At 64.5% G+C, this 18783-nt stretch carries 20 protein-coding genes; 12 read left to right on the top strand and 8 right to left on the bottom strand.

The features are described from left to right. The first annotated feature begins 12 nt into the window (after positions 1 to 12). Positions 13 to 1284: a sigma-54 interaction domain-containing protein gene (locus tag MLG_RS10370; RefSeq protein ID WP_232209320.1), complete on the top strand. Its 1272-nt coding sequence runs from the start codon at positions 13 to 15 to the stop codon at positions 1282 to 1284. A 14-nt stretch (positions 1285 to 1298) separates the two neighbouring features. On the opposite strand, the gene MLG_RS10365 is transcribed toward MLG_RS10370, so the two are convergent. After that, entirely contained in the window at positions 1299 to 2357 is a 1059-nt protein-coding gene (locus tag MLG_RS10365) for an EAL domain-containing protein (RefSeq protein ID WP_011629778.1), read from the bottom strand. A gap of 286 nt (positions 2358 to 2643) precedes the next feature. Further along, a complete protein-coding gene (gene serB, locus MLG_RS10360) occupies positions 2644 to 3858 on the bottom strand; it encodes a phosphoserine phosphatase SerB (RefSeq protein WP_011629777.1) in 1215 nt (404 codons plus the stop codon). A gap of 74 nt (positions 3859 to 3932) precedes the next feature. On the opposite strand from serB, the gene MLG_RS10355 reads away from it, so the two are divergent. The 5 genes from MLG_RS10355 (at position 3933) to MLG_RS10340 (ending at position 7926) form a co-directional block, all read left to right on the top strand. Then, entirely contained in the window at positions 3933 to 4658 is a 726-nt protein-coding gene (locus MLG_RS10355; protein WP_011629776.1) for an SIR2 family NAD-dependent protein deacylase, read from the top strand. Positions 4659 to 4731: 73 nt separating this feature from the next. Further along, positions 4732 to 5127: a peptide-methionine (R)-S-oxide reductase MsrB gene (gene msrB / locus MLG_RS10350; protein WP_011629775.1), complete on the top strand. Its 396-nt coding sequence runs from the start codon at positions 4732 to 4734 to the stop codon at positions 5125 to 5127. Between the two features lie 145 nt (positions 5128 to 5272). Then, a complete protein-coding gene (gene ilvB / locus MLG_RS10345) occupies positions 5273 to 7150 on the top strand; it encodes a biosynthetic-type acetolactate synthase large subunit (protein WP_011629774.1) in 1878 nt (625 codons plus the stop codon). Between the two features lie 280 nt (positions 7151 to 7430). Next, on the top strand, positions 7431 to 7724 hold the full coding sequence (locus tag MLG_RS15755) for a methylated-DNA--[protein]-cysteine S-methyltransferase (RefSeq protein WP_232209248.1): 294 nt from the start codon (positions 7431 to 7433) through the stop codon (positions 7722 to 7724). 1 nt (position 7725) lies between these two features. After that, the gene (locus MLG_RS10340; protein WP_011629772.1) at positions 7726 to 7926 is read left to right on the top strand and encodes a hypothetical protein; all 201 of its coding nucleotides are present in this window, start codon (positions 7726 to 7728) and stop codon (positions 7924 to 7926) included. 41 nt (positions 7927 to 7967) lie between these two features. Here MLG_RS10340 and MLG_RS10335 read toward each other — a convergent pair whose 3' ends face one another. The 6 genes from MLG_RS10335 to MLG_RS10310 are packed head-to-tail and all read right to left on the bottom strand — an operon-like array spanning position 7968 to position 13212. Then, complete coding sequence (locus MLG_RS10335; protein WP_011629771.1) at positions 7968 to 8726, bottom strand: energy-coupling factor ABC transporter ATP-binding protein; 759 nt, start codon at positions 8724 to 8726, stop codon at positions 7968 to 7970. Then, positions 8716 to 9276, bottom strand: a complete 561-nt coding sequence (locus MLG_RS10330) for a hypothetical protein (protein WP_011629770.1) — start codon at positions 9274 to 9276, stop codon at positions 8716 to 8718. The genes MLG_RS10335 and MLG_RS10330 overlap by 11 nt, the downstream gene beginning before the upstream one ends. Then, on the bottom strand, positions 9273 to 9926 hold the full coding sequence (locus MLG_RS10325) for an energy-coupling factor ABC transporter permease (protein WP_011629769.1): 654 nt from the start codon (positions 9924 to 9926) through the stop codon (positions 9273 to 9275). Before MLG_RS10325 ends, MLG_RS10330 begins: the two co-directional genes overlap by 4 nt. Next, positions 9913 to 10371 carry a hypothetical protein gene (locus tag MLG_RS10320; protein WP_011629768.1) on the bottom strand — a complete coding sequence of 153 codons (459 nt, stop codon included), beginning with the start codon at positions 10369 to 10371 and terminating at the stop codon, positions 9913 to 9915. The genes MLG_RS10325 and MLG_RS10320 overlap by 14 nt, the downstream gene beginning before the upstream one ends. Continuing rightward, complete coding sequence (locus tag MLG_RS10315; protein ID WP_011629767.1) at positions 10368 to 11180, bottom strand: DUF4198 domain-containing protein; 813 nt, start codon at positions 11178 to 11180, stop codon at positions 10368 to 10370. The genes MLG_RS10320 and MLG_RS10315 overlap by 4 nt, the downstream gene beginning before the upstream one ends. A 25-nt stretch (positions 11181 to 11205) precedes the next feature. Then, on the bottom strand, positions 11206 to 13212 hold the full coding sequence (locus MLG_RS10310; RefSeq protein ID WP_011629766.1) for a TonB-dependent receptor plug domain-containing protein: 2007 nt from the start codon (positions 13210 to 13212) through the stop codon (positions 11206 to 11208). Between the two features lie 426 nt (positions 13213 to 13638). On the opposite strand from MLG_RS10310, the gene MLG_RS10305 reads away from it, so the two are divergent. From MLG_RS10305 to MLG_RS10285, 6 genes are all read left to right on the top strand, one after another. Continuing rightward, a complete protein-coding gene (locus MLG_RS10305) occupies positions 13639 to 14739 on the top strand; it encodes a hydrogenase small subunit (RefSeq protein WP_041718025.1) in 1101 nt (366 codons plus the stop codon). Further along, on the top strand, positions 14740 to 16527 hold the full coding sequence (locus MLG_RS10300; RefSeq protein WP_011629764.1) for a nickel-dependent hydrogenase large subunit: 1788 nt from the start codon (positions 14740 to 14742) through the stop codon (positions 16525 to 16527). Positions 16528 to 16574: 47 nt separating this feature from the next. Beyond that, the gene (cybH, locus tag MLG_RS10295) at positions 16575 to 17297 is read left to right on the top strand and encodes a Ni/Fe-hydrogenase, b-type cytochrome subunit (RefSeq protein ID WP_011629763.1); all 723 of its coding nucleotides are present in this window, start codon (positions 16575 to 16577) and stop codon (positions 17295 to 17297) included. A 62-nt stretch (positions 17298 to 17359) separates the two neighbouring features. Then, positions 17360 to 17986: a HyaD/HybD family hydrogenase maturation endopeptidase gene (locus tag MLG_RS10290; protein WP_011629762.1), complete on the top strand. Its 627-nt coding sequence runs from the start codon at positions 17360 to 17362 to the stop codon at positions 17984 to 17986. Further along, a complete protein-coding gene (locus MLG_RS15200; protein ID WP_011629761.1) occupies positions 17986 to 18372 on the top strand; it encodes a HypC/HybG/HupF family hydrogenase formation chaperone in 387 nt (128 codons plus the stop codon). The genes MLG_RS10290 and MLG_RS15200 overlap by 1 nt, the downstream gene beginning before the upstream one ends. Beyond that, entirely contained in the window at positions 18341 to 18778 is a 438-nt protein-coding gene (locus tag MLG_RS10285; protein ID WP_011629760.1) for a thioredoxin domain-containing protein, read from the top strand. The genes MLG_RS15200 and MLG_RS10285 overlap by 32 nt, the downstream gene beginning before the upstream one ends. The last annotated feature ends 5 nt before the right edge of the window (positions 18779 to 18783 follow it).

The following is an 18783-nucleotide window of genomic DNA, read 5'->3' as shown; positions in this document are numbered from 1 at the left end:
GATGCGCGGGCGATGCTGGAGGCCTTTGACGAGGCGGCCATCCTGATCGGCCTCGACTACGTGATCGTCGCGGCCAACGACGCCTACCAACGCCTCTACGGCGATGCCCCCATCGACCGGGGGCAGCGCTGTTTCGAGGTCTCCCACCACTACAACGTCCCCTGTGACCAGGCCGGTGAGGCCTGTCCGCTGCGCGAGTCCTTGCGCTCCGGGCGGCGGCACCGGGTGCTGCACGTCCATCATGGCCCTGAGGGTCAGGAGCACGTGGATGTGGAGACCTGGCCGGTCCCCGGGCCGGACGGGCAGGTGCAGTTCTTTATTGAGGTGTTGCGCCGGCTGCCGGTGGCCAGTGCCCAGGCCAACGGCGGTGAGCTGACCGGCCGCTGCCGCGCCTTCAACCGGATGCTTGGGCTGATCAGCCGGGCCGCCCCCAGCGATGCCTCTGTGCTGCTGCAGGGCGAGACCGGGACCGGCAAGGAGTTGGTGGCCCGTGCCGTGCACCAGGCCAGCCTGCGCCAGGAGGCGCCTTTCGTGCCGGTGGACTGCTCGGGGCTCACCGAGACCCTGTTCGAGAGCGAGCTGTTCGGTCATGAGAAGGGCTCGTTCACCGGTGCGGTCTCCTCGCGGATCGGCCTGGTGGAGGCGGCCTCGGGCGGGACGCTCTTCCTCGACGAGGTGGGGGATATCCCCCTGGCCCTCCAGGTCAAGCTGCTGCGCCTGCTGGAGACTCGCAGCTTCCGCCGGGTGGGCAGTGTCGAGCCGCGGCGGGCCGATTTCCGCCTCGTGGCGGCCACCCACCGCGACTTGCGGCGGATGGTGGAGCAGGGCCAGTTCCGCGAAGACCTCTACTACCGGATCTCCACCTTTCCCATCGATGTGCCGCCACTGCGCGCGCGGCTGGATGACCTGCCGCTGCTCTGTCAGGCCATCCTGCGCCGGCTGCAGTACGGCCAGGGGCGGTATCTCTCCGACGAGGCATTGGCGGAGCTCCAGGGCTATGACTTTCCGGGCAATGTCCGCGAGCTGCGCAATGTCCTGGAGCGTGCGAGCCTGCTGGCGGACGGCCCGGAGATCCTGCCAGAGCACCTGTCACCAGAGGTCAGGGGGCGGCAGGGGCTTGCGGTGCTGCCGGAGGACGAGCTGCTGAGCCTGGAGGAGGCGGAGGCGCACTATCTGGGCCGGGCACTGGCCCTGCATCAGGGCGACCGGGCCAGCCTGGCCCGCCTGCTCGGGGTGAGTGAGCGGACCCTTTACCGCAAGCTGCGGCGCCACGGACTGGGTTGAGGTGCGGGGCGGCCTCAGCCCAGGACGGGAGGCGGTGAGGCGGGCCGGGCGAAGTGGAAACCCTGGACGTAGTCCACGCCGCGCTCGCGCAGCCAGTGCCAATCCTCCGGCTGTTCGATGCCCTCGGCGATGATCCGGACCTGCAGATCCTTGCCCATGCGGATCAGGTGCGCGGTGATGGACGCCTTGTAGTTGTCCCAGTGCACCCCGTCCACCAGTTCCCGGTCCAGTTTGATGAAGTCGGGGCGGATCTGTTTCAGCAGTGTCAGTGAGCCGAATCCCGCCCCCAGGTCATCCAGTGCGATACGAAAGCCCTGCCGGCGGTACTCCTCGAGGATGGACTTGAGGTGGGTCTCGTCGGTCACCGAGTCGGTCTCCACCACCTCGAAGACGAAATTGGCCGGGTCGATGCCCAGCCGCCGGACCTCCTTGAAGGTGGTACGCAGGCAGAAGCCCGGGTCGTAGATGGCGGTGGGATTGAAGTTGATGAACACCGGCTGCTGGATACGGTGCTGGTGGGATTGTCGGATGGCGCTGATGCGTGCCGCCCGATCCAGGTGAAACAGGAGATTGGCCGCCCGCGCTGCGGGGAAGAGCCGGCCCGGGGAGATCAATTGCCCCGCGTGGTCCAGGCCGCGGGCCAGCGATTCGTAGGCGAAGATCGTGCGGCCATCATCGGCGTGGACGATGGGCTGAAAGTGCATCTGCAGCCGCAGGTCCTCGATCAGTTCGTTCAGCCAGACAAACTGACTGCGCGCCACCAGCACGTCCAGCGGGCGGGTCGCCAGCAGCGTCTCGGGGGACCAGTCGCCGCCGTCGGCGAAGAAATTCGCCTGGCAGGCGGCCTGCTCCTGTGGCGTCAGGGCACCGCCGAGCAGCGCCATGATCCGGTTCAACGCCCCGGGCTCCACCGGCACGGCTAGGATCGAGTCGCCGTGCTGCTCTGGCGTCAGGCCGTCGCCCACCAGGGCCTCGACGATGGTGGCGGCCGCGTGCGGTTGGGCGGGCAGGATGTAGAGTGTTCCCGCACCCTGCGGTTGCTTCGGGACCTTCTCGCAACCTGGACAGCTCATTTCGCCCCCTTGTGTTCTTGGCGTCCCAACACCGATTCCCCTGATGGATTATCTGCAAATAGGTCGACACCGTAAACGCCGATTGAGTCTGGCCTGAGTCGATGGCGGGCGGGGTGTTCCGGTGGGCCTTCAAGCGCGCACCCCTTCGGGGTGCCCTGCGCTACTCGGGAAAAATCGGCGCGCGTGAACTCGCTTCGCTCGAACAGGCACGCGCTTTTCCCGATTTTTCCCTGCGTTGCTCGGTGCGCGCAAGGCGGCCCACCGGAACACCCCGCCCGCCATCGACTCAGGCCGGTGTCTCGGTATCCTTGATACCCATCAGGTAGAGGGTGGCGTCCAGGCCCAGCGTGGAGATGGACTGGCGGGCGCTCTCCCGTACCACCGGTTTGGCGTGGAAGGCGATGCCCAGGCCGGCCAGACGCAGCATGGGCAGGTCGTTGGCGCCGTCGCCGATGGCGATCACCTGCTCCAGCCGGATCTGCTCGCGCTGAGCGATCTCGCGCAACAGCTCGGCCTTGCGCGGGCCGTCCACGATCGGGCCGGTGACCCGGCCGGTCAGCAGGCCATTCTCGATCTCCAACTCGTTGGCGAACACGTAGTCGATCGCCAGGCGCTCCTGCAGCATGCGCCCAAAGTAGGTGAAGCCGCCGGAGATGATCGCCGTGCGGTAGCCAAAGCTTTTCAGGGTGCGCACCAGGCGTTCCGCCCCCTCGGTGAGGGTCAGGCGGTCGGCCACGCTCCGCAGGGTGGACTCCGGCAGCCCCTCCAGACAGGCCACCCGCTGGCGCAGGCTCTCCTTGAAATCGATCTCGCCGCGCATGGCGGCCGCGGTCACCGCCGAAACCTGATCGCCCACGCCCGCCGCCTTGGCCATCTCGTCAATGACCTCCTGCTGGATCAGGGTGGAATCCATGTCGAAGGCCACCAGGCGCCGGTTGCGACGATAGACGTTGTCCTCCTGGAAGGAGATATCGATGCCCAGTTGGCCGGAGATCTCCAGAAAGTCCCGCTTCATGGTATCCAGGTCCACCGGCTGGCCGCGCACCGTCAGCTCGATACAGGCGCGGGAGCGTTCATCCGCCTTGTGCAGGGGGCGGCGGCCGGAGAGCCGGATGACATCCTCGATGTTCTGGCCCTGGGCGCTGATCACACTGGCGATGCGGGCGATCTGCTCGGCGGTGATCCGCCGGCCCAGCAGGGTGATGATGTAACGGGCGCGGCCGGCCCCGGCCACCCAGGCGCTGTAGTCCTCGGCGCTGACCGGGGTGAAGCGCACCTGCATCCCCTTCTCATGCAGGTGGAAGAGCACATCCTTGAGCACCGGCGAGACATTGGCCTCCTCCGGCACCTCGATGAGGATGCCGAGGGAGAGGGTGTCATGGATCATCGCCTGGCCGATATCCAGGATGCCCACGTTGTATTCGGCCAGGATGCCCATCAGCGAGGAGGTAAGCCCGGGTTGGTCCTGGCCGGAGACGTTGATGAGGATGATCTCGCTCATGATCGCTTGGGTTCCCTCTGGCTGATGGGTCATGCTGTCGCGGTGGGCCATTGTAGCGAAAGCGGGAGTGGGATGTGGCCAACGTGCCCCTTGATACGGACCTGATGGAACACCTGCGGGGCGCTCGCCGGCCGGTGGTGCTCACCGGCGCCGGCATGTCCGCCGAGAGCGGCGTGCCCACCTTCCGGGAGGCGCAGAGCGGTCTGTGGGCCCGGTTCGACCCCGTGGAACTGGCCACCCCGGAGGCCTTTGAGCGCCATCCACAACGGGTGCTGGACTGGTACGCCTGGCGCCGGGAGCAGGTGGCCAAGGCCCGGCCCCACGCCGGGCACCAGGCGCTGGCGCGCTGGGAGGCGGCGTGTGCAGCGCTGGTGATCGTCACCCAGAACGTGGACGGGCTGCACCAGCGGGCCGGTAGCCGGAACGTGGTGGAACTGCACGGCCGGATCGACCGCGACCGCTGCCACCATTGTGGTGAGCGGGCGGAGACGCCGGCGCGGGTCTGTGCCCAGTGCGGCGGTCCGCTGCGGCCCGACGTGGTCTGGTTCGGTGAGATGCTCCCGGAGCCGGCCCTGCGGCGCGCCCTTGGCGCCGTCTCCGAGGCGGACCTGGTGCTCAGCGTGGGCACATCGACGTTGGTTCAGCCGGCGGCCTCGCTGCCGGCGGAGGCCCTGGCCGCCGGCGTTCCGGTGGTGGAGATCAACCCGGAACCCACCCCCCTGAAGGGGCGCACCCTCTACCGCCTGCGGGGCAAGGCGGCGGAATGGCTGCCCCGGCTGGTGGCGATCGCGTGCGACTAGCGCCATGCTTCCGGGGTAAAGAGCGCGCAGGGGCCAAACGCCCTCCCGACCGAACAGCAGGAGGAGAGAGATCATGGTTGAGGTGGAGAAGAGCGATGCCGAGTGGCGGGCGCAATTGACGGATGAGCAATACGCGGTTTGTCGCCAGGGGGGCACGGAGCAACCGTTCTCCGGCGCCTACTACCATTGCAAGGAGCCGGGCACCTATCACTGCGTGTGCTGTGATGCGCCGTTGTTCTCCAGCAGGGCCAAGTATGACTCCGGCTCCGGCTGGCCCAGCTTCTGGGCGCCGATTTCGGACGATCACCTGCGCATCCTGGAGGACCGCAGTCTGGGGATGGTGCGTGAGGAGGTCCGGTGCGCCCGTTGTGATGCCCATCTCGGTCATGTCTTCCCGGACGGCCCCATGCCCACCGGCCTGCGCTACTGCATCAACTCCGTCTGCCTCGATCTGAAGCGCAGTGGCTGACCTCACGAATCGCGTGTCACGAGGTGACATTACGCCGCGGGTTCCAGTTTGCCGGGCAGCGCCGTATCATGGTGGGTCACCCTGACTGGTCTGCAGGCCGGTGGCAGGGCCGACCGTCAATCCGCAACAGGTAATCGAGCACACCATGGACAGCGCAACCGCGAAGACCGAAGAGTACACCGACAACCAGGTTCATCCCATGGCCGGCCAGACCATGTCCGGTTCCGACATGATCGTAGAGGTACTGGCCCAGGAAGGTGTCGACACGGTATTCGGTTACAGCGGCGGCGCCATCCTCCCCACCTACGACGCGATCTTCCGCTTCAACGAGCGGCACCGCCCGGCGGGCGCCGGGGACGATCCCATCAAGCTGATCGTGCCCGCCAACGAGCAGGGTGCCGGTTTCATGGCCGCGGGCTACGCGCGGGCCAGTGGCAAGGTGGGGGTGTTCATGGTGACCTCCGGCCCGGGGGCGACCAACACCGTCACCCCCATCCGCGATTGCATGGCCGACTCCGTGCCGGTGGTGGCCATCACCGGGCAGGTGCCCACCCACGCCATGGGCACCGACGCTTTCCAGGAGGCGCCCATCGTCAACATCATGGGGGCTTGCGCCAAACACGTCTTCCTGGTGACCAAGCCCGAGCAGTTGGAGGCCACCATCCGCACCGCCTTCGAGGTGGCCCGTTCCGGCCGGCCGGGGCCGGTGGTGGTGGACGTGCCCAAGGACTCGCAGAACTGGATTGGCCAGTTCCAGGGCAGCGGGTTGCTGGACATGCGCGGCTACCGCCAGCGTATGGAGTCGCTGCGCTCGGCCAAGCTCTCCGACCGCAAGTGTCGCCAGTTCTTTGAAATGCTGGAGCGCTCCCGCCGGCCCCTGATCTATGCCGGCGGGGGCGTGATCAACGGCAATGCGGCCGAGCAGCTTCGCGAGTTTGCTCGTACCTTCCGCATCCCGGTGGTGACCACCCTGATGGGGCTGGGCGCTGTGGATACCACCGACGAACTTTGTATGGGCATGCTCGGCATGCACGGGTTCGCCCACGCCAACTACGCCGTCGAGGACTGTGACTTCCTGATCGCCGTGGGCTCGCGCTTTGACGATCGCGTGGCCGGAAAGGTGGCGGAGTTCGCGCCCCTGGCCGAGCAGATCGCGCACATCGACATCGACGCCGCCGAGATCGGCAAGGTTAAATCGGTGGACTGGGCCCATGTGGGCGAGGCCGGGCGGAGCCTGCGCCAGCTGCTGCGTTATGGCGAGTCCATGGGCTTCAAGGGCGAGTTCCAGCCCTGGCTGGACCACTGCACCGCCCTGCGCGAGCGCCACGGCATGGACTACGACCGGGAGAGCGAACTCATTCAGCCCCACTACGTCATCGAGGAGATGAACAAGCTCACCGACGGGCGGGCGATTGTGGCCACCGGCGTAGGCCAGCACCAGATGTGGGCGGCCCAGTACTGCGACTTCCGGGAGCCGCGGCTGTGGCTCACCTCCGGCAGTATGGGCACCATGGGCTTTGGGCTGCCCGCCGCCATCGGCGCCCAGTTCGCCCGCCCGGACGCCCTGGTCATCGACGTGGACGGCGATGGCAGCCTGCGCATGAACCTGGGCGAGTTGGAGACCGCCACCACCTACGGCCTGCCGGTCAAGGTCCTGCTGTTGAACAACTGCGGCGATGGCATGGTGCGCCAGTGGCAGCGGCTGTATTTCGGCGACCGCTTCTCCGGCTCCGACAAGTCCCTGCACCGGAAGGACTTCATCAAGTGTGCCGAGTCGGATGGCTTCGAGTTCGCGCGCCGGGTCAGCGACAAGGCCGAAGTGACGGAGGCACTCAAGGCCTTCCTCAACTTCGACGGTCCGGCCTTCCTGGAGGTCCTGATTGACCCCGAGGCCTCGGTGCTGCCCATGGTGGGGCCGGGTGCCGGCTACAAGGAGATGGTGACCGGTGACTGGATTACCCCGCGGGAGCGGCCGTTACAGCCCCGCGATAGGGACGAGCAGGAGGCCCCGGACCTGTTCTGAAGCCTGTCAGGACAGGCCACCGAGGCGCATTGGGTGCGCCCGCCCAGGCGGTGTTGGCCCGGGCTGGTGCCTTGCCGGCGGAGTATGACACGTGACGTCCCCTTGGCGTTGTACGCTGGAGACGCCTATCGGCCGATTGGTCCTCAGTGGTGATGACCGGGCCTTGAACGGCGTTGCCTGGGTCGAAGGGGCTGACGGGCACTCGGAGTCGTGCCGCCACCCGCTGGCGGAGCGGGCTTGCACGCGCTTGAGCGCTTGGTTTGCCGACCCGCGTACGCCCTTGGATCTTCCCCTTGCCCCATCAGGTACGCCCTATCAGCAACGGGTCTGGTCGCTTCTGCGCACTATTCCAGCGGGGCAAAGCCAGACCTACGGGGAACTGGCGGAGCGACTGGGCAGTGCGCCCCGCGCCGTGGGTGGGGCCTGCGCGGCCAACCCGCTGCTCCTTCTCATCCCCTGCCATCGGGTGGTTGCCCGGCAGGGATTGGGCGGGTTCAGCGCAGGTGTCGGACGGGAGGGCTCGCTGGCCCTGAAACGCTGGCTGCTGGACCATGAAAGTTCGTTACGGAGCTGATATGGCGGATGGAAAGACATCACATCACATGACCCTGGGCCACCTCTTTCTCGGCTTGTCGGTACTCGTGCTCCTGTTCGTCGGGCCGCTCTGGGAGCGGTTGGGGGTGGGGGTGTTGGTGCTCTGGGTGTTGTTGGCCGGCGTGGGGATGTACTTCTTCCTCTCCGACCGCAGTGAGGAGCCGCCGGGGCCGCCTAACTGAGGGCGTGTTAGCCACCCCATTGCGCCAGGGCCGTCTGCCGTTCAGTAGGCGAGGTTGTTGGCGAGCAGCAAGGCGCGGTCGGCCAACGCGGCCTTCACAGGGCCGTCGAACACAACCCGGTGATCTTCTCCGAGGACGATGGCCCGCTCGCCCAGGTCGGAGGCGCTGGGCAGGTAATGGGTGGCCACCACGGTTGTCATTGCCTGAGTGGCCAGCCACTCGAGCAGCCAGCCCGTGGTCCGTGGGTCCAGGTTGGCGGTGGGCTCATCCAGGAGGAGCACCTCCGGTTCCGGTGCCAGCAGGCAGGCCAGGCAGAGGCGCTGCTTCTCCCCACCGGAGAGCTGTGACGGTGGAGCATCCAGCAGGTGGGCCAAACCCAGGCGGTTCGCCCATGTCTGGCAGCGTCTCCGCCGGCTTTCCCGGGTCAGATGACCCAGCCCATAAGCGATCTCCTCGGCGACCGTCGGGTTGAACAGCATGGCCTCTGGATGCTGGAACATCAGGGCCACCCGACGACGAAAGGCCCGCTCCCAGTCACGATCCCGGAGCGCCGGGCCCATCCGCTTACCCTCAAAGCAGAGTCTGCCCTCGCAGGGAGGAATCAGACCGTTGAGCACCTTGAGCAGCGTGCTTTTGCCACAGCCATTGGTGCCCAGCAGGACTATCCGCTCACCGGCGGTGATCTGCAGATCGACCTCTCTGAGCGCGACCCTCCCCCCAGGATAGCGGACCGCAACCCCCGTTAATGCGTAGAGCGTCTGGCTCGTCGGGTCGGTGCCTGGGTGATGGTCAGCGCTCATTGAAGACGCCCCGCGAGCGCATGCCCTGGGTCAGGGCCTCGCTGTTATGCATGGCCTTGTCAAGCGCGGCCAGGCCAAGCGCGGCCCCGGTCCGGTACCGTTCGCGCAAGGGAGGCTTGGCCCGTTGTCGGCTGCGTTGTGCCAGTCGGACCTCTTGGCCGAGACGGCGGAACAGCGCGAGCTGGATGCGCACGAGGCCCAGCCAACGGCGGGCGCCTGGCCATGGGGCCAGCGCCGCCGCCAAGTCCAGATCCCGTAGCATCCAGGCGGTGAGCACGGTCAGCAGGGTCAGGCGAAGGTTGATCCGCAGCAGGTAGACCCAGTCCGGTGCGCCACTGATTAGGGTCATCACACCGTAACCGACGCTGATCACCAGCGCCGGGGCCGCCACCATGCCGAGCGCACGGCGTAGCAGCGCGAGACGGCCCGGCCCGGACAGCACCAGCGTGACCACCAGGGCGCTGGCCAGCGAGGTCGGCGCGTGGAGAAGGGTTCCGGCGACCACTGCTGCAAGGTACGCGAACAGTCCCCAGGTGGCGGTCATAGTCATAGTGCGCGGGCCTCCATCCAGCCGCGGTGCCGGGCATGACGAAGAATGAGAAGGGTCAATACCGCCTCGCCAATGGCCAGCAGCATGTGTGGGAGGACCACCGCTGGTAGCGTCACCGTTAACCCGAAGGGAAAATACAGCGGGCTGCCCGTCTCGTCCTGGGCAATCAACGGCTGGACGCCGAGGAGTGTGGCCATCAGGGTTGCCGAGAGCACCACCGAGACCCAGACGGCGACGCCGGTGGCAGCGTCTCCGTGGAGAGGGTGCAGCCAGCGATGCAGTATCACAGCGGTCCAGGCCCCGACGAACCCCATGAGCAGCGCGTTGGCAGCCAGGGCGGTGATACCGCCAGCACCCACCAGCAGGGCCTGGACCACCAGCACCAGGGTGTAGGCCAGAAAGGCAGTCCAGGGGCCGAGGACTAATGCCATTAGGGCCACACCCACGGCGTGGGTGGAGGTTCCGCCAGGCAGGGGCACCATGAGGCTGGAGAGGAGGAAGGCGAGGGCCGTGAATACCGCCAGTCGGGGCAACAGGGTCTCGTCGAGCGTCCCCCGCAGCTTCCGGGTGGCATGCAGCCAAAGGGGGGCGGCCAATGCAAAGGCGGGCAGGTAGGTTTGGGGGGCGAGTAAGCCGTCAGGAATGTGCATGACCGCCTCCGGATCGCCGGTGCTTCTGTTGTTGCCAGAGGTTGAGCAGTCCGAACAGTCCGAGTAGATAACCCAGAGCGACCACGATCCGGTTGATAGGACCGCTGCCGGTGCCTGCCTGGTGGGTTACCACCCCCTCCGGGTCCACCTGAATGTGCGCTGTGCTGGCGTGGCCATCCTCGGTCGTCACCTGGACCTGCCATTCTCCAGGGCGGTCCGGCCGGAAGCTCACTTCGCCCAGGGCGTTGACGCGACCGGTCTGGAAGGGGTGGTCGTCGCCAGGCCCGTGGACGTCATAATGTTCGAACCAGGGGCGCTCACTGCCGGGGAAGTGAAACAGCACGGTGATGGCCCCCTCCGGTCCCGGCTCATTGAGCAGGGCATGGGCCGCCGCTGGTACCGGTAGCCATAGGGCCAGGAGCAGGAGCAGACCGGCACGGATCATGGGACCTCCAGGGTGAGCGTGGCATTGTACTGAATGACATCACAGGTGTTGGGGGTCGGGTAAGGGGTGCTGGCGTGCACGTGCAGCAGCCAGCGTCCGGGGCGGTCCAGGGTGAGTTTGGCGTACCCGTCACCGTCGCTATCGGCGATGGCGTCCGGGGTGTCGGTGACATCGCCCCGGGTTTCGGCGTGGATGGCAGCGACTGGGCCGGTGTAGGGCTCGCCCTGCCAGAGCACGCGCACTTTCAGTGCACCGGTTTCGGCAATGGCCTCCGGTGTCTGCAGGGGGATGATCTCCAGCGGCATGTCCAGCCGCACGGCGATCAAAGCCTCCGCCGGTGGGCTGCCCAGCAGGGCCTTGGCGCTGTTGACCGACCGACTGCAGGAGAGGGCATCGGGGTGTTCCTTCCGGCTGGCCCGTTGCCCGCCCTGCGGCGTGCGGCTGTAGTAGCCCGGGGTCTGCCAGATGCCGATCAGGCCGGTGCCGGACGGACCCAGCGGCGGTGTCTGGAACTGTTCGCCGGGGTCGATGGGTATCGCTCTCTGTCCTGCTTCCGGCGTCCACAGCACCAAGTCTTGTAGGCGTGTCCCGGAAAGGCGGCTGTCCTCTGGAAAGGTGTGTCCCCAGCCCACCTCCAGCGCGAGTGGCTGCCCGCCGGGCGGGGTGTGGGTTGTTGGGTCGGCCCAGGGGTAATGCGCCTGGACCAATGCCGGCAGGGTCAGCGCTGTGAGCAATGCAGATACCATCACGCCCCGGATAGGCAAGGGGTGGCGACCGCTTTGTGGGGGTAACGGTTGTTCTTGGGTCATGGGTCTCTCCTGGCAGCGGCCGGTGTCAGAACTCTACGTCAATACGGGCACCTAGGCGGCGGCCCTGGCGGAAGGCGAAGGCCGACTCGCCGCGATCGGAATTGAACACGTTGTTGATGTCCAGCCGCAGGGTGCTGGCCGGCGTCAGGTCATGCCAAAGCCCCAGATCGACCACTTGGTGGGCGCTGATACGTCGGGTATTGGCCGCATCGCGGTATTGTCTGCCGTAGGCGTTAATCCGCCCCTGTATACCCGTCTGCCCCGAAGCGGTGACATAACGCGGGGTAAGGCTTGCGGTGTGTCGCGGCACATAAGGCAGCCAGTCGCCGCTGCGCCGATCACGGGCGTGGGTCAGGCCCAGTGCGGCGTCCATGCTCCAGCCGGTCCTGTCGCCGACGCGCATTTCCGCTTCGATGCCCTCGATGCGAGAGCGGTCGATATTGATGTAGGACTGAATGGGGTCGCCCTGGCTTGTTGTCTCGCCGGTATCTGCCCGGGTGACCCGGTCTTTCAACTCGGTACGGTAGACCCCCAGGGCGGTCCAGACCCGGCTGCCCGGCCACGTGCGCTCCACGCTCAGATTGGCGCTGATCGCCCGCTCCGGTGACAGATCGGGGTTGGAGGCCAGGTAGTAGTCGCCGTGCCGGTATAGCCCCTGATAATAGAGCTGGCGCAGTGTGGGTGACTTGAATGCGCGACCGATAGAGGCCCGCCAGGTTGTGTCCCCGGTTTGCAAGCGCGCGGCCAGCTTGGGGTTGAGTTCGCTGCCGAAGGTGTCGTGATCCTCGTAGCGGGCTCCGGGGACCAGAATCAGGCGCTGCCCGAGTAGCCAGATCTCGTCCTGTACATAGACGCTGTTGACGTCGATACGCTCGTCCACGTGCACGGTGTCTTCCAGTGCGCCGTCGGCGTAGTTCCGGAAGCGGTAGTCGAGGGTTTGGCGCTGATGCTGGGCCCCCATGGTCAGCCAGTGTCGTTCGCCGAAGTAGGTATAGCGGACATCGGCCTCACGATAGCCCACGCGCCCGTCGCGAAAGCCGTGCGCGAAACCCGGGTAGCCGGTCTCGAAGTCCTGGTCGAAGTGGTACCCACCCATGGATAAACTGTGTCGCCCCTGCTCATAGTCCAATCCGGCGGTCAGGCTGGCATCGTCGTAGGCGCGATCATGACGGGCCTCCGGGCCGTGATGATCGCGCCGGGCACGGGCGAAGTAGCCGTGTAGGGTTGCGGACCAGTGGTCGTTCAGGTCCGTCTGCCAATGGCCCATGGCGGTATCTTTGCGAGTCGTGGCGGCGGTTTGGTCGGTGCCCTCGTCCTGTTGATGGTGCCCCCCGACCAGAAAGGTCGACCCCTCGCCAAACGGGCCGCTGTAAAGGGCATGAGCATCCACATCGCGCCGGTGGGATCCGGTCGCATCCCGATCGTCGCGATCCAGCGTTTCGTAGAAGCCTGCACCCAGGCCGGCGCGGCCTGTGGGCTCACGCTCCGGGCGTCGGGTGATGATGTTGATGACCCCGGCCATCGCATCGGCACCGTAGAGGGCTGAGCCTGCTCCGCGTACCACCTCAACCCGGTCGATCATAGACAGGGGGATTTGGTTGAGACTGACCCCGTAATCGCCATGGGCGCCAAGTCCACCGTGAATCCGACGCCCGTCTACCAGTATCAGGCCGTAACCCTCGTTGAGTTGCAGCCCTCGTAGCGTCAGCCGCAAGTTGTCGGCCCCCAAGGTGTCGTCCAGGTTGCTCGCGGACACCCCCGGCAAGGTGCCCAGGAGTTGGGGCAGATTGCGCGCCTGGCTTCGGTCGATGGCCTCCCGATCCAGCAAGCGGGTTTCCACCGGGACCTCCGATAAGGGGTGTGGTGAGCGGGTTGCGGTCACCACGACGGAGTCCAATTCGGCTGTAGATGCGCTGGCAGGGGTTGAGGCAAGCAATACCGCACCAAGCAGTCCGGTGATCGCTGGCCAATGATCCGATGGGTTAGCCCAGCCTTCTGCCCATTTGTAGGCCCGGAGGAGTTGTCCCGACATGCATTGGTCTCCGTCGTTATGATCAATCCTGGAATGTTCATAACAAGTTTCATGCCAATAACCGAGAGACCCTTGCAGGGTGCGGCATTGTGTCAGCCTCAGGGCAGCCGACGCTCCGATAAGTGTCAGGAAAGTTTCCGGCGTCAGGCTGATAGTGGGAGCGTTCCTGCCAGAGACATAATGCCGCAGCTCCTCTCGTAGCACCTTCAGGTCACTGATTTTTCGTTTTTTTGGCCCCTGAACACCCTGTTGGCGTGCATCTTGTAACCAGTGGCCTACCGGAGCGCAGCGTCTATCCGGTCAATGCGAGACGCTCGAAATCAGACCCCGACAAGACGGGTCCGAAGAATTGCCAACCCAGCCCAGGGCAGATGGCCATAAGGGTGGGAAAGCAAACAGGAGGAGAGACGGATGGCAGGTGAAACAATGGAAACATTCTACGATGTCATGCGGCGTCAGGGGATAACGCGCCGCAGCTTCATGAAGTTCTGCAGCCTTACGGCGGCGGCTCTAGGTCTGGGGCCTCAATTCGCCGGCCGTATAGCCCACGCCATGGAGAACAAGCCCCGCACCCCGGTGCTTTGGGTGCACGGGCAGGAATGCACATGCTGCTCCGAGTCCTTCATCCGTTCGGCCCACCCTCTGGCCAAGGACGTCGTGCTGTCGATGATCTCGCTGGATTACGATCCACTGCTGATGGCCGCGGCGGGGGATGATGCGGAGGCCGCCTTGGAGGCGGCGATAGAGAAGTACCATGGAAACTACATCCTGGCCGTAGAGGGTACCCCGGCATTGGGCCACGACGGCATGGCGTGCGTTGTGGGCGGGCGGCCATTTCTGGATCAGCTTAAGCACACTGCGGAAGGTGCCAAGGCGATCATTTCATGGGGCTCCTGCGCGTCCTGGGGTTGCGTGCAGGCGGCGCGGCCCAACCCAACCCAGGCTGTCCCTGTCCACAAGGTCATCCGGGACAAGCCAATCATCAAGGTCCCGGGCTGTCCGCCCATCGCTGAGGTAATGACCGGCGTCATCACCTACATGCTGACGTTCGATCGCTTGCCAGCATTGGACCGGCAGGGGCGACCGAAGATGTTCTATGGGCAACGAATTCACGATAAGTGTTATCGGCGCCCCCACTTTGATGCCGGTCAATTTGCCGAGCAGTGGGACGATGAGGGGGCCCGTCGTGGATACTGCCTATACAAGTTGGGCTGCAAGGGGCCGACGACCTATAACGCCTGTTCCACCATGCGTTGGAACAGCGGGGTTTCGTTCCCAATACAGTCCGGCCATGGGTGCATCGGGTGTTCCGAGGATGGCTTCTGGGACAAGGGCTCTTTCTATGACCGGGTGACGAATATCCACCAGTTCGGTATCGAATCCAATGCCGATCGCATCGGCAAGACCGCGGCCGGTGTGGTGGGTGCCGCCGTTGCCGCACACGCAGCGGTGAGTGTGGCCAAGCATACCGCGAATAAACGGAAAGAGGTCCGGGAACAGACCGCCGACCAGGAGGGGGAGAAGTAAATGTCAGTCGTTACAACGTCGAACGGATTTACTCTTAACGATGGCGGCCGCCGTTTGGTGGTTGATCCGGTAACCCGCATCGAAGGGCATATGCGTTGCGAGGTGAACCTGGATGAAAACAACGTCATTACCAACGCTGTTTCCACAGGGACCTTGTGGCGTGGGTTGGAGGTGATCCTGAAAGGGCGGGATCCTCGCGATGCCTGGGCATTTACGCAGCGCATCTGCGGGGTGTGCACCGGAACCCACGCCCTGACTTCGGTGCGTGCGGTGGAAGATGCCCTCGGCATCAGTATCCCGGAGAATGCCAACTCCATTCGCAACATTATGCAACTGGCCCTTCAGGTGCATGACCATCTGGTGCATTTTTACCATCTGCATGCCTTGGACTGGGTTGATGTGGTGGATGCGCTTAAGGCGAGCCCTCAGGCGACGTCCAGTCTTGCCCAGAGCATTTCGAGTTGGCCACTTTCCTCGCCAGGGTACTTTCGGGACATTCAGCACCGACTGAAGCGATTCGTGGAGTCCGGGCAGCTCGGGCCCTTCGCCAATGGCTATTGGGGTAATCCGGCTTATAAGTTGCCGCCGGAAGCCAACCTGATGGCGGTTGCACACTACTTGGAGGCCCTCGATTTCCAGAAGGAAATCACAAAGATTCATGCAGTCTATGGCGGAAAGAACCCGCACCCGAATTGGTTGGTTGGTGGCGTGCCGTGCCCAATCAATATGGACGATACTGGGGCAGGCGGAGCGATCAACATAGAGCGCCTTAACCTGGTCTCGGAAATCATTGATCGTTGCATCCAGTTCGTCGATCAGGTTTATCTCCCTGACCTCAAAGCCATTGCTTCGTATTATACGGACTGGCTATACGGAGGTGGCCTGGCCAGCCGGAGTCTTCTCTCCTATGGGGATGTGCCGGAGCATGCCAACGATTACAACAGCCTGCTGATGCCGAAAGGCGCCATCATCAACGGTAAGCTTGACGAGGTCCACCCGGTGGACCTGCGGGACCCTGATGAAATTCAGGAGTTCGTCACTCATTCTTGGTACCGCTACGGTGATGACGATATCGGCCTGCACCCGTGGGATGGTATCACCGAGGCCGATTACCGGTTGGGCCCCAATACCAAAGGACGCCACGATAATATTCAACAATTGGACGAGGCGGGCAAGTACTCCTGGATTAAGGCGCCGCGTTGGCGGGGCCACGCTATGGAAGTCGGCCCTCTGGCCCGCTATGTGATCGGTTACATGCAGGGAAACCCGGAATTCAAGGAACCGACCGACGCCTTTCTTCATGACTTGGGTGTTCCGTTGGAGGCCCTGTTCTCAACCCTCGGCCGGACGGCCGCACGGGGCCTGGAGGCGTCCTGGGCCGCCCATAAGATGCGGTACTTCCAGGATAAGCTGGTCGCGACTATCCGGGCCGGGGATACAGCCACCGCCAACGTGGCCAAATGGGAACCCGACAAATGGCCCTCGGAGACCCGTGGAGTTGGGTTCACAGAAGCGCCTCGGGGCGCGTTGGGACACTGGGTGGTAATCAAGAATCGGAAGATCGAGAACTACCAGTGCGTTGTGCCTACCACATGGAATGGGTCGCCCCGCGACGCCAGGGGTGAGATCGGGCCGTTCGAAGCCTCCCTGCTGAATACGCCGCTAGCGAAGCGCGACCAACCGCTCGAGATCCTGCGGACATTGCACAGCTTCGACCCCTGCCTCGCCTGTTCTACCCATGTGATGGGCGATGACGGCCGGGAACTCACCCGAGTGAAGGTGCGCTAAGCGGTGTATGGAGGGCCCCGGGCGGGGCCTCCTGGGAGGATAGAGTTATGGCTACAGCAGAAGAAGAAGTGAAAGGTGGCACATCAACAAAACAGGAGAAGTGGAAGGAGCTTTACGTTTATGAGGCCCCATTGCGTCTGTGGCATTGGGTGAATGCACTTTGCATCATCGTTCTGATAGCGACGGGGTATCTTATTGCCCATCCCCCGGCGAGCCGGCCGGGGGAAGCGATTGATAATTACCTGTTGGGTTACATCCGATTTGCCCACTTTACCGCCGCGTACATATTTGCGATCGGCTTCCTGGGGCGGATTTATTGGGCCCTGGTGGGTAATGAGCATGCGAGGCAGCTCTTTAAGTTGCCGCTCTACCGAGGGAGCTGGTGGCGCGAGGTCGGTAGGGAACTGCGTTGGTACCTGTTCTTGGAGCGGGAACCCAAGAAGTATGTGGGCCACAATCCTCTGGCACAACTCGCGATGTTTCTGTTCATGACCCTCGGTTCAGTATTCATGATCTTTACAGGCTTTGCTCTGTATGCCGAGGGCGCGGGCCAAGGAAGCTGGCAGGACGCCCTGTTCGGGTGGCTGATCCCTCTCTTTGGGAATACTCAGTTGCTGCACTCATGGCACCACCTGGGAATGTACTGGATCGTGCTCTTTGTGATCGTCCACATTTACGTGGCGTTCCGAGAGGACATTATGTCGCGGCAGAGCATCATCAGCACGATGGTCAGTGGCCACCGTCTGTTCAAAGACAATCGGCGCGATTGAGTTGGGCACTCTGTTGCCGGGCTCGGCGTGGGGTCCGGCAGAGAATCGGAGGATGTGAACCGATGGGACAGGAACCAGACATTCTCGTGTTGGGCATCGGCAACCTGCTCTGGGCGGATGAGGGTTTCGGTGTGCGTGCCGCAGAGGCGCTGGCGGCGGAGTATGACCTGCCGGAGGATCGGGTACGGCTCCTCGATGGCGGCACCCAGGGGTTGTATCTGCTGGAGTACGTGACGGCCGCACACCGCCTGCTCGTATTCGATGCGGTGGATTACGCCTTGCCGCCGGGCACCCTCAAGGTGGTTCGTGGTGCGGATGTTCCGAAGTTCATGGGCGCCAAGAAAATGAGCCTTCATCAGACAGGCTTTCAAGAGGTCCTCGCAACGGCGGACCTCTTGGGTCAACTGCCTGAGGCCCTCGTATTGATCGGGGTTCAACCCGAGGAGCTGGAGGATTACGGCGGTAGCCTTCGGGCGAGTGTCAAGGCCCGGGTGCCGGAGGCACTGGCGATTGCGTTGGATTGCCTTCGCGAATGGGGGGTATCGCCCGCGCCGCGCTGCCGGTCCGCCAGGCCGCGGCTGAACGATTCCGCTCTGGATATGGCCCGCTACGAGGCGGATCGGCCGGATGAGGGGGCAGCCTGCCGCTATGGTGATCCGCGTGTTCTGGCCGTTAGGGGGCAAGCCTGATGTGCATTGGCATACCGATGCGGGTATTGGAGTGTCACGGTACCTGGGCGCTCGCAGAAGGTTGCCAGGGTGTGGCTCGGGTGGACCTGATGCTGGTCGGCCCGCAGCCTGTGGGTAGCTGGCTGCTGGTGCATATCGACACGGCACGGGAGGTCATCGACGGGCAGCGCGCCGCAGAGATCGCCACGGCACTGGAGGCGCTTGAGGCAGCGCGTGCCGGTGTAACAGTTGCGGGCCTGTTTCAGGATCTCGAAGGACGTGAGCCGCAACTGCCGGCACACCTCAGGCCGCAGGATGACGGCGACGGAAGTCAACCTGAAAGCGCTCAACGACATAGTGTTGGAGGCAAGATTTATGAGCCAAATCCTGCTGGATCAACTGACTGAGGAGCATGGCCTGCCTCGGGTCAATGAGGCCGGGGTGGAGGAGTGGGCAGAGCAGGCCGGCGAGGCAATGTTGTTGCTGGCCGGAGATCCCGGGCGTGTGCGGGAAAGCGGGGATTTTGCGGTGGTGTTGCCGGAACTCCTGACGGCTATGGGAGGGCGGCTGCAGGCCGCCGTGGTAAGCCAGGATTCGGAAAAGGCTGTCGGGCGGCGTTTCGGTGTGCGCCGGTGGCCAGCCCTGGTGGTGCTGCGTGATGGGGGCTACCTGGGTTGTATCGAGGGTATGAGGGACTGGTTGGTCTTCCTCGAAGAGCTGAATCGATTGCTCGAGGGGCCGGTACGTCGGCCACCGTCGGTGGGTATTCCTGTAAGTGGCGGGGCCTCATCGGCCACCGGTTGCAATTCATAGGAGGC

The sequence above is a fragment of the Alkalilimnicola ehrlichii MLHE-1 genome (assembly GCF_000014785.1).
In the GTDB taxonomy this organism is placed as follows: Bacteria; Pseudomonadota; Gammaproteobacteria; order Nitrococcales; family Halorhodospiraceae; genus Alkalilimnicola; species Alkalilimnicola ehrlichii.
This window is presented reverse-complemented; position numbering and strand designations above follow the sequence as displayed.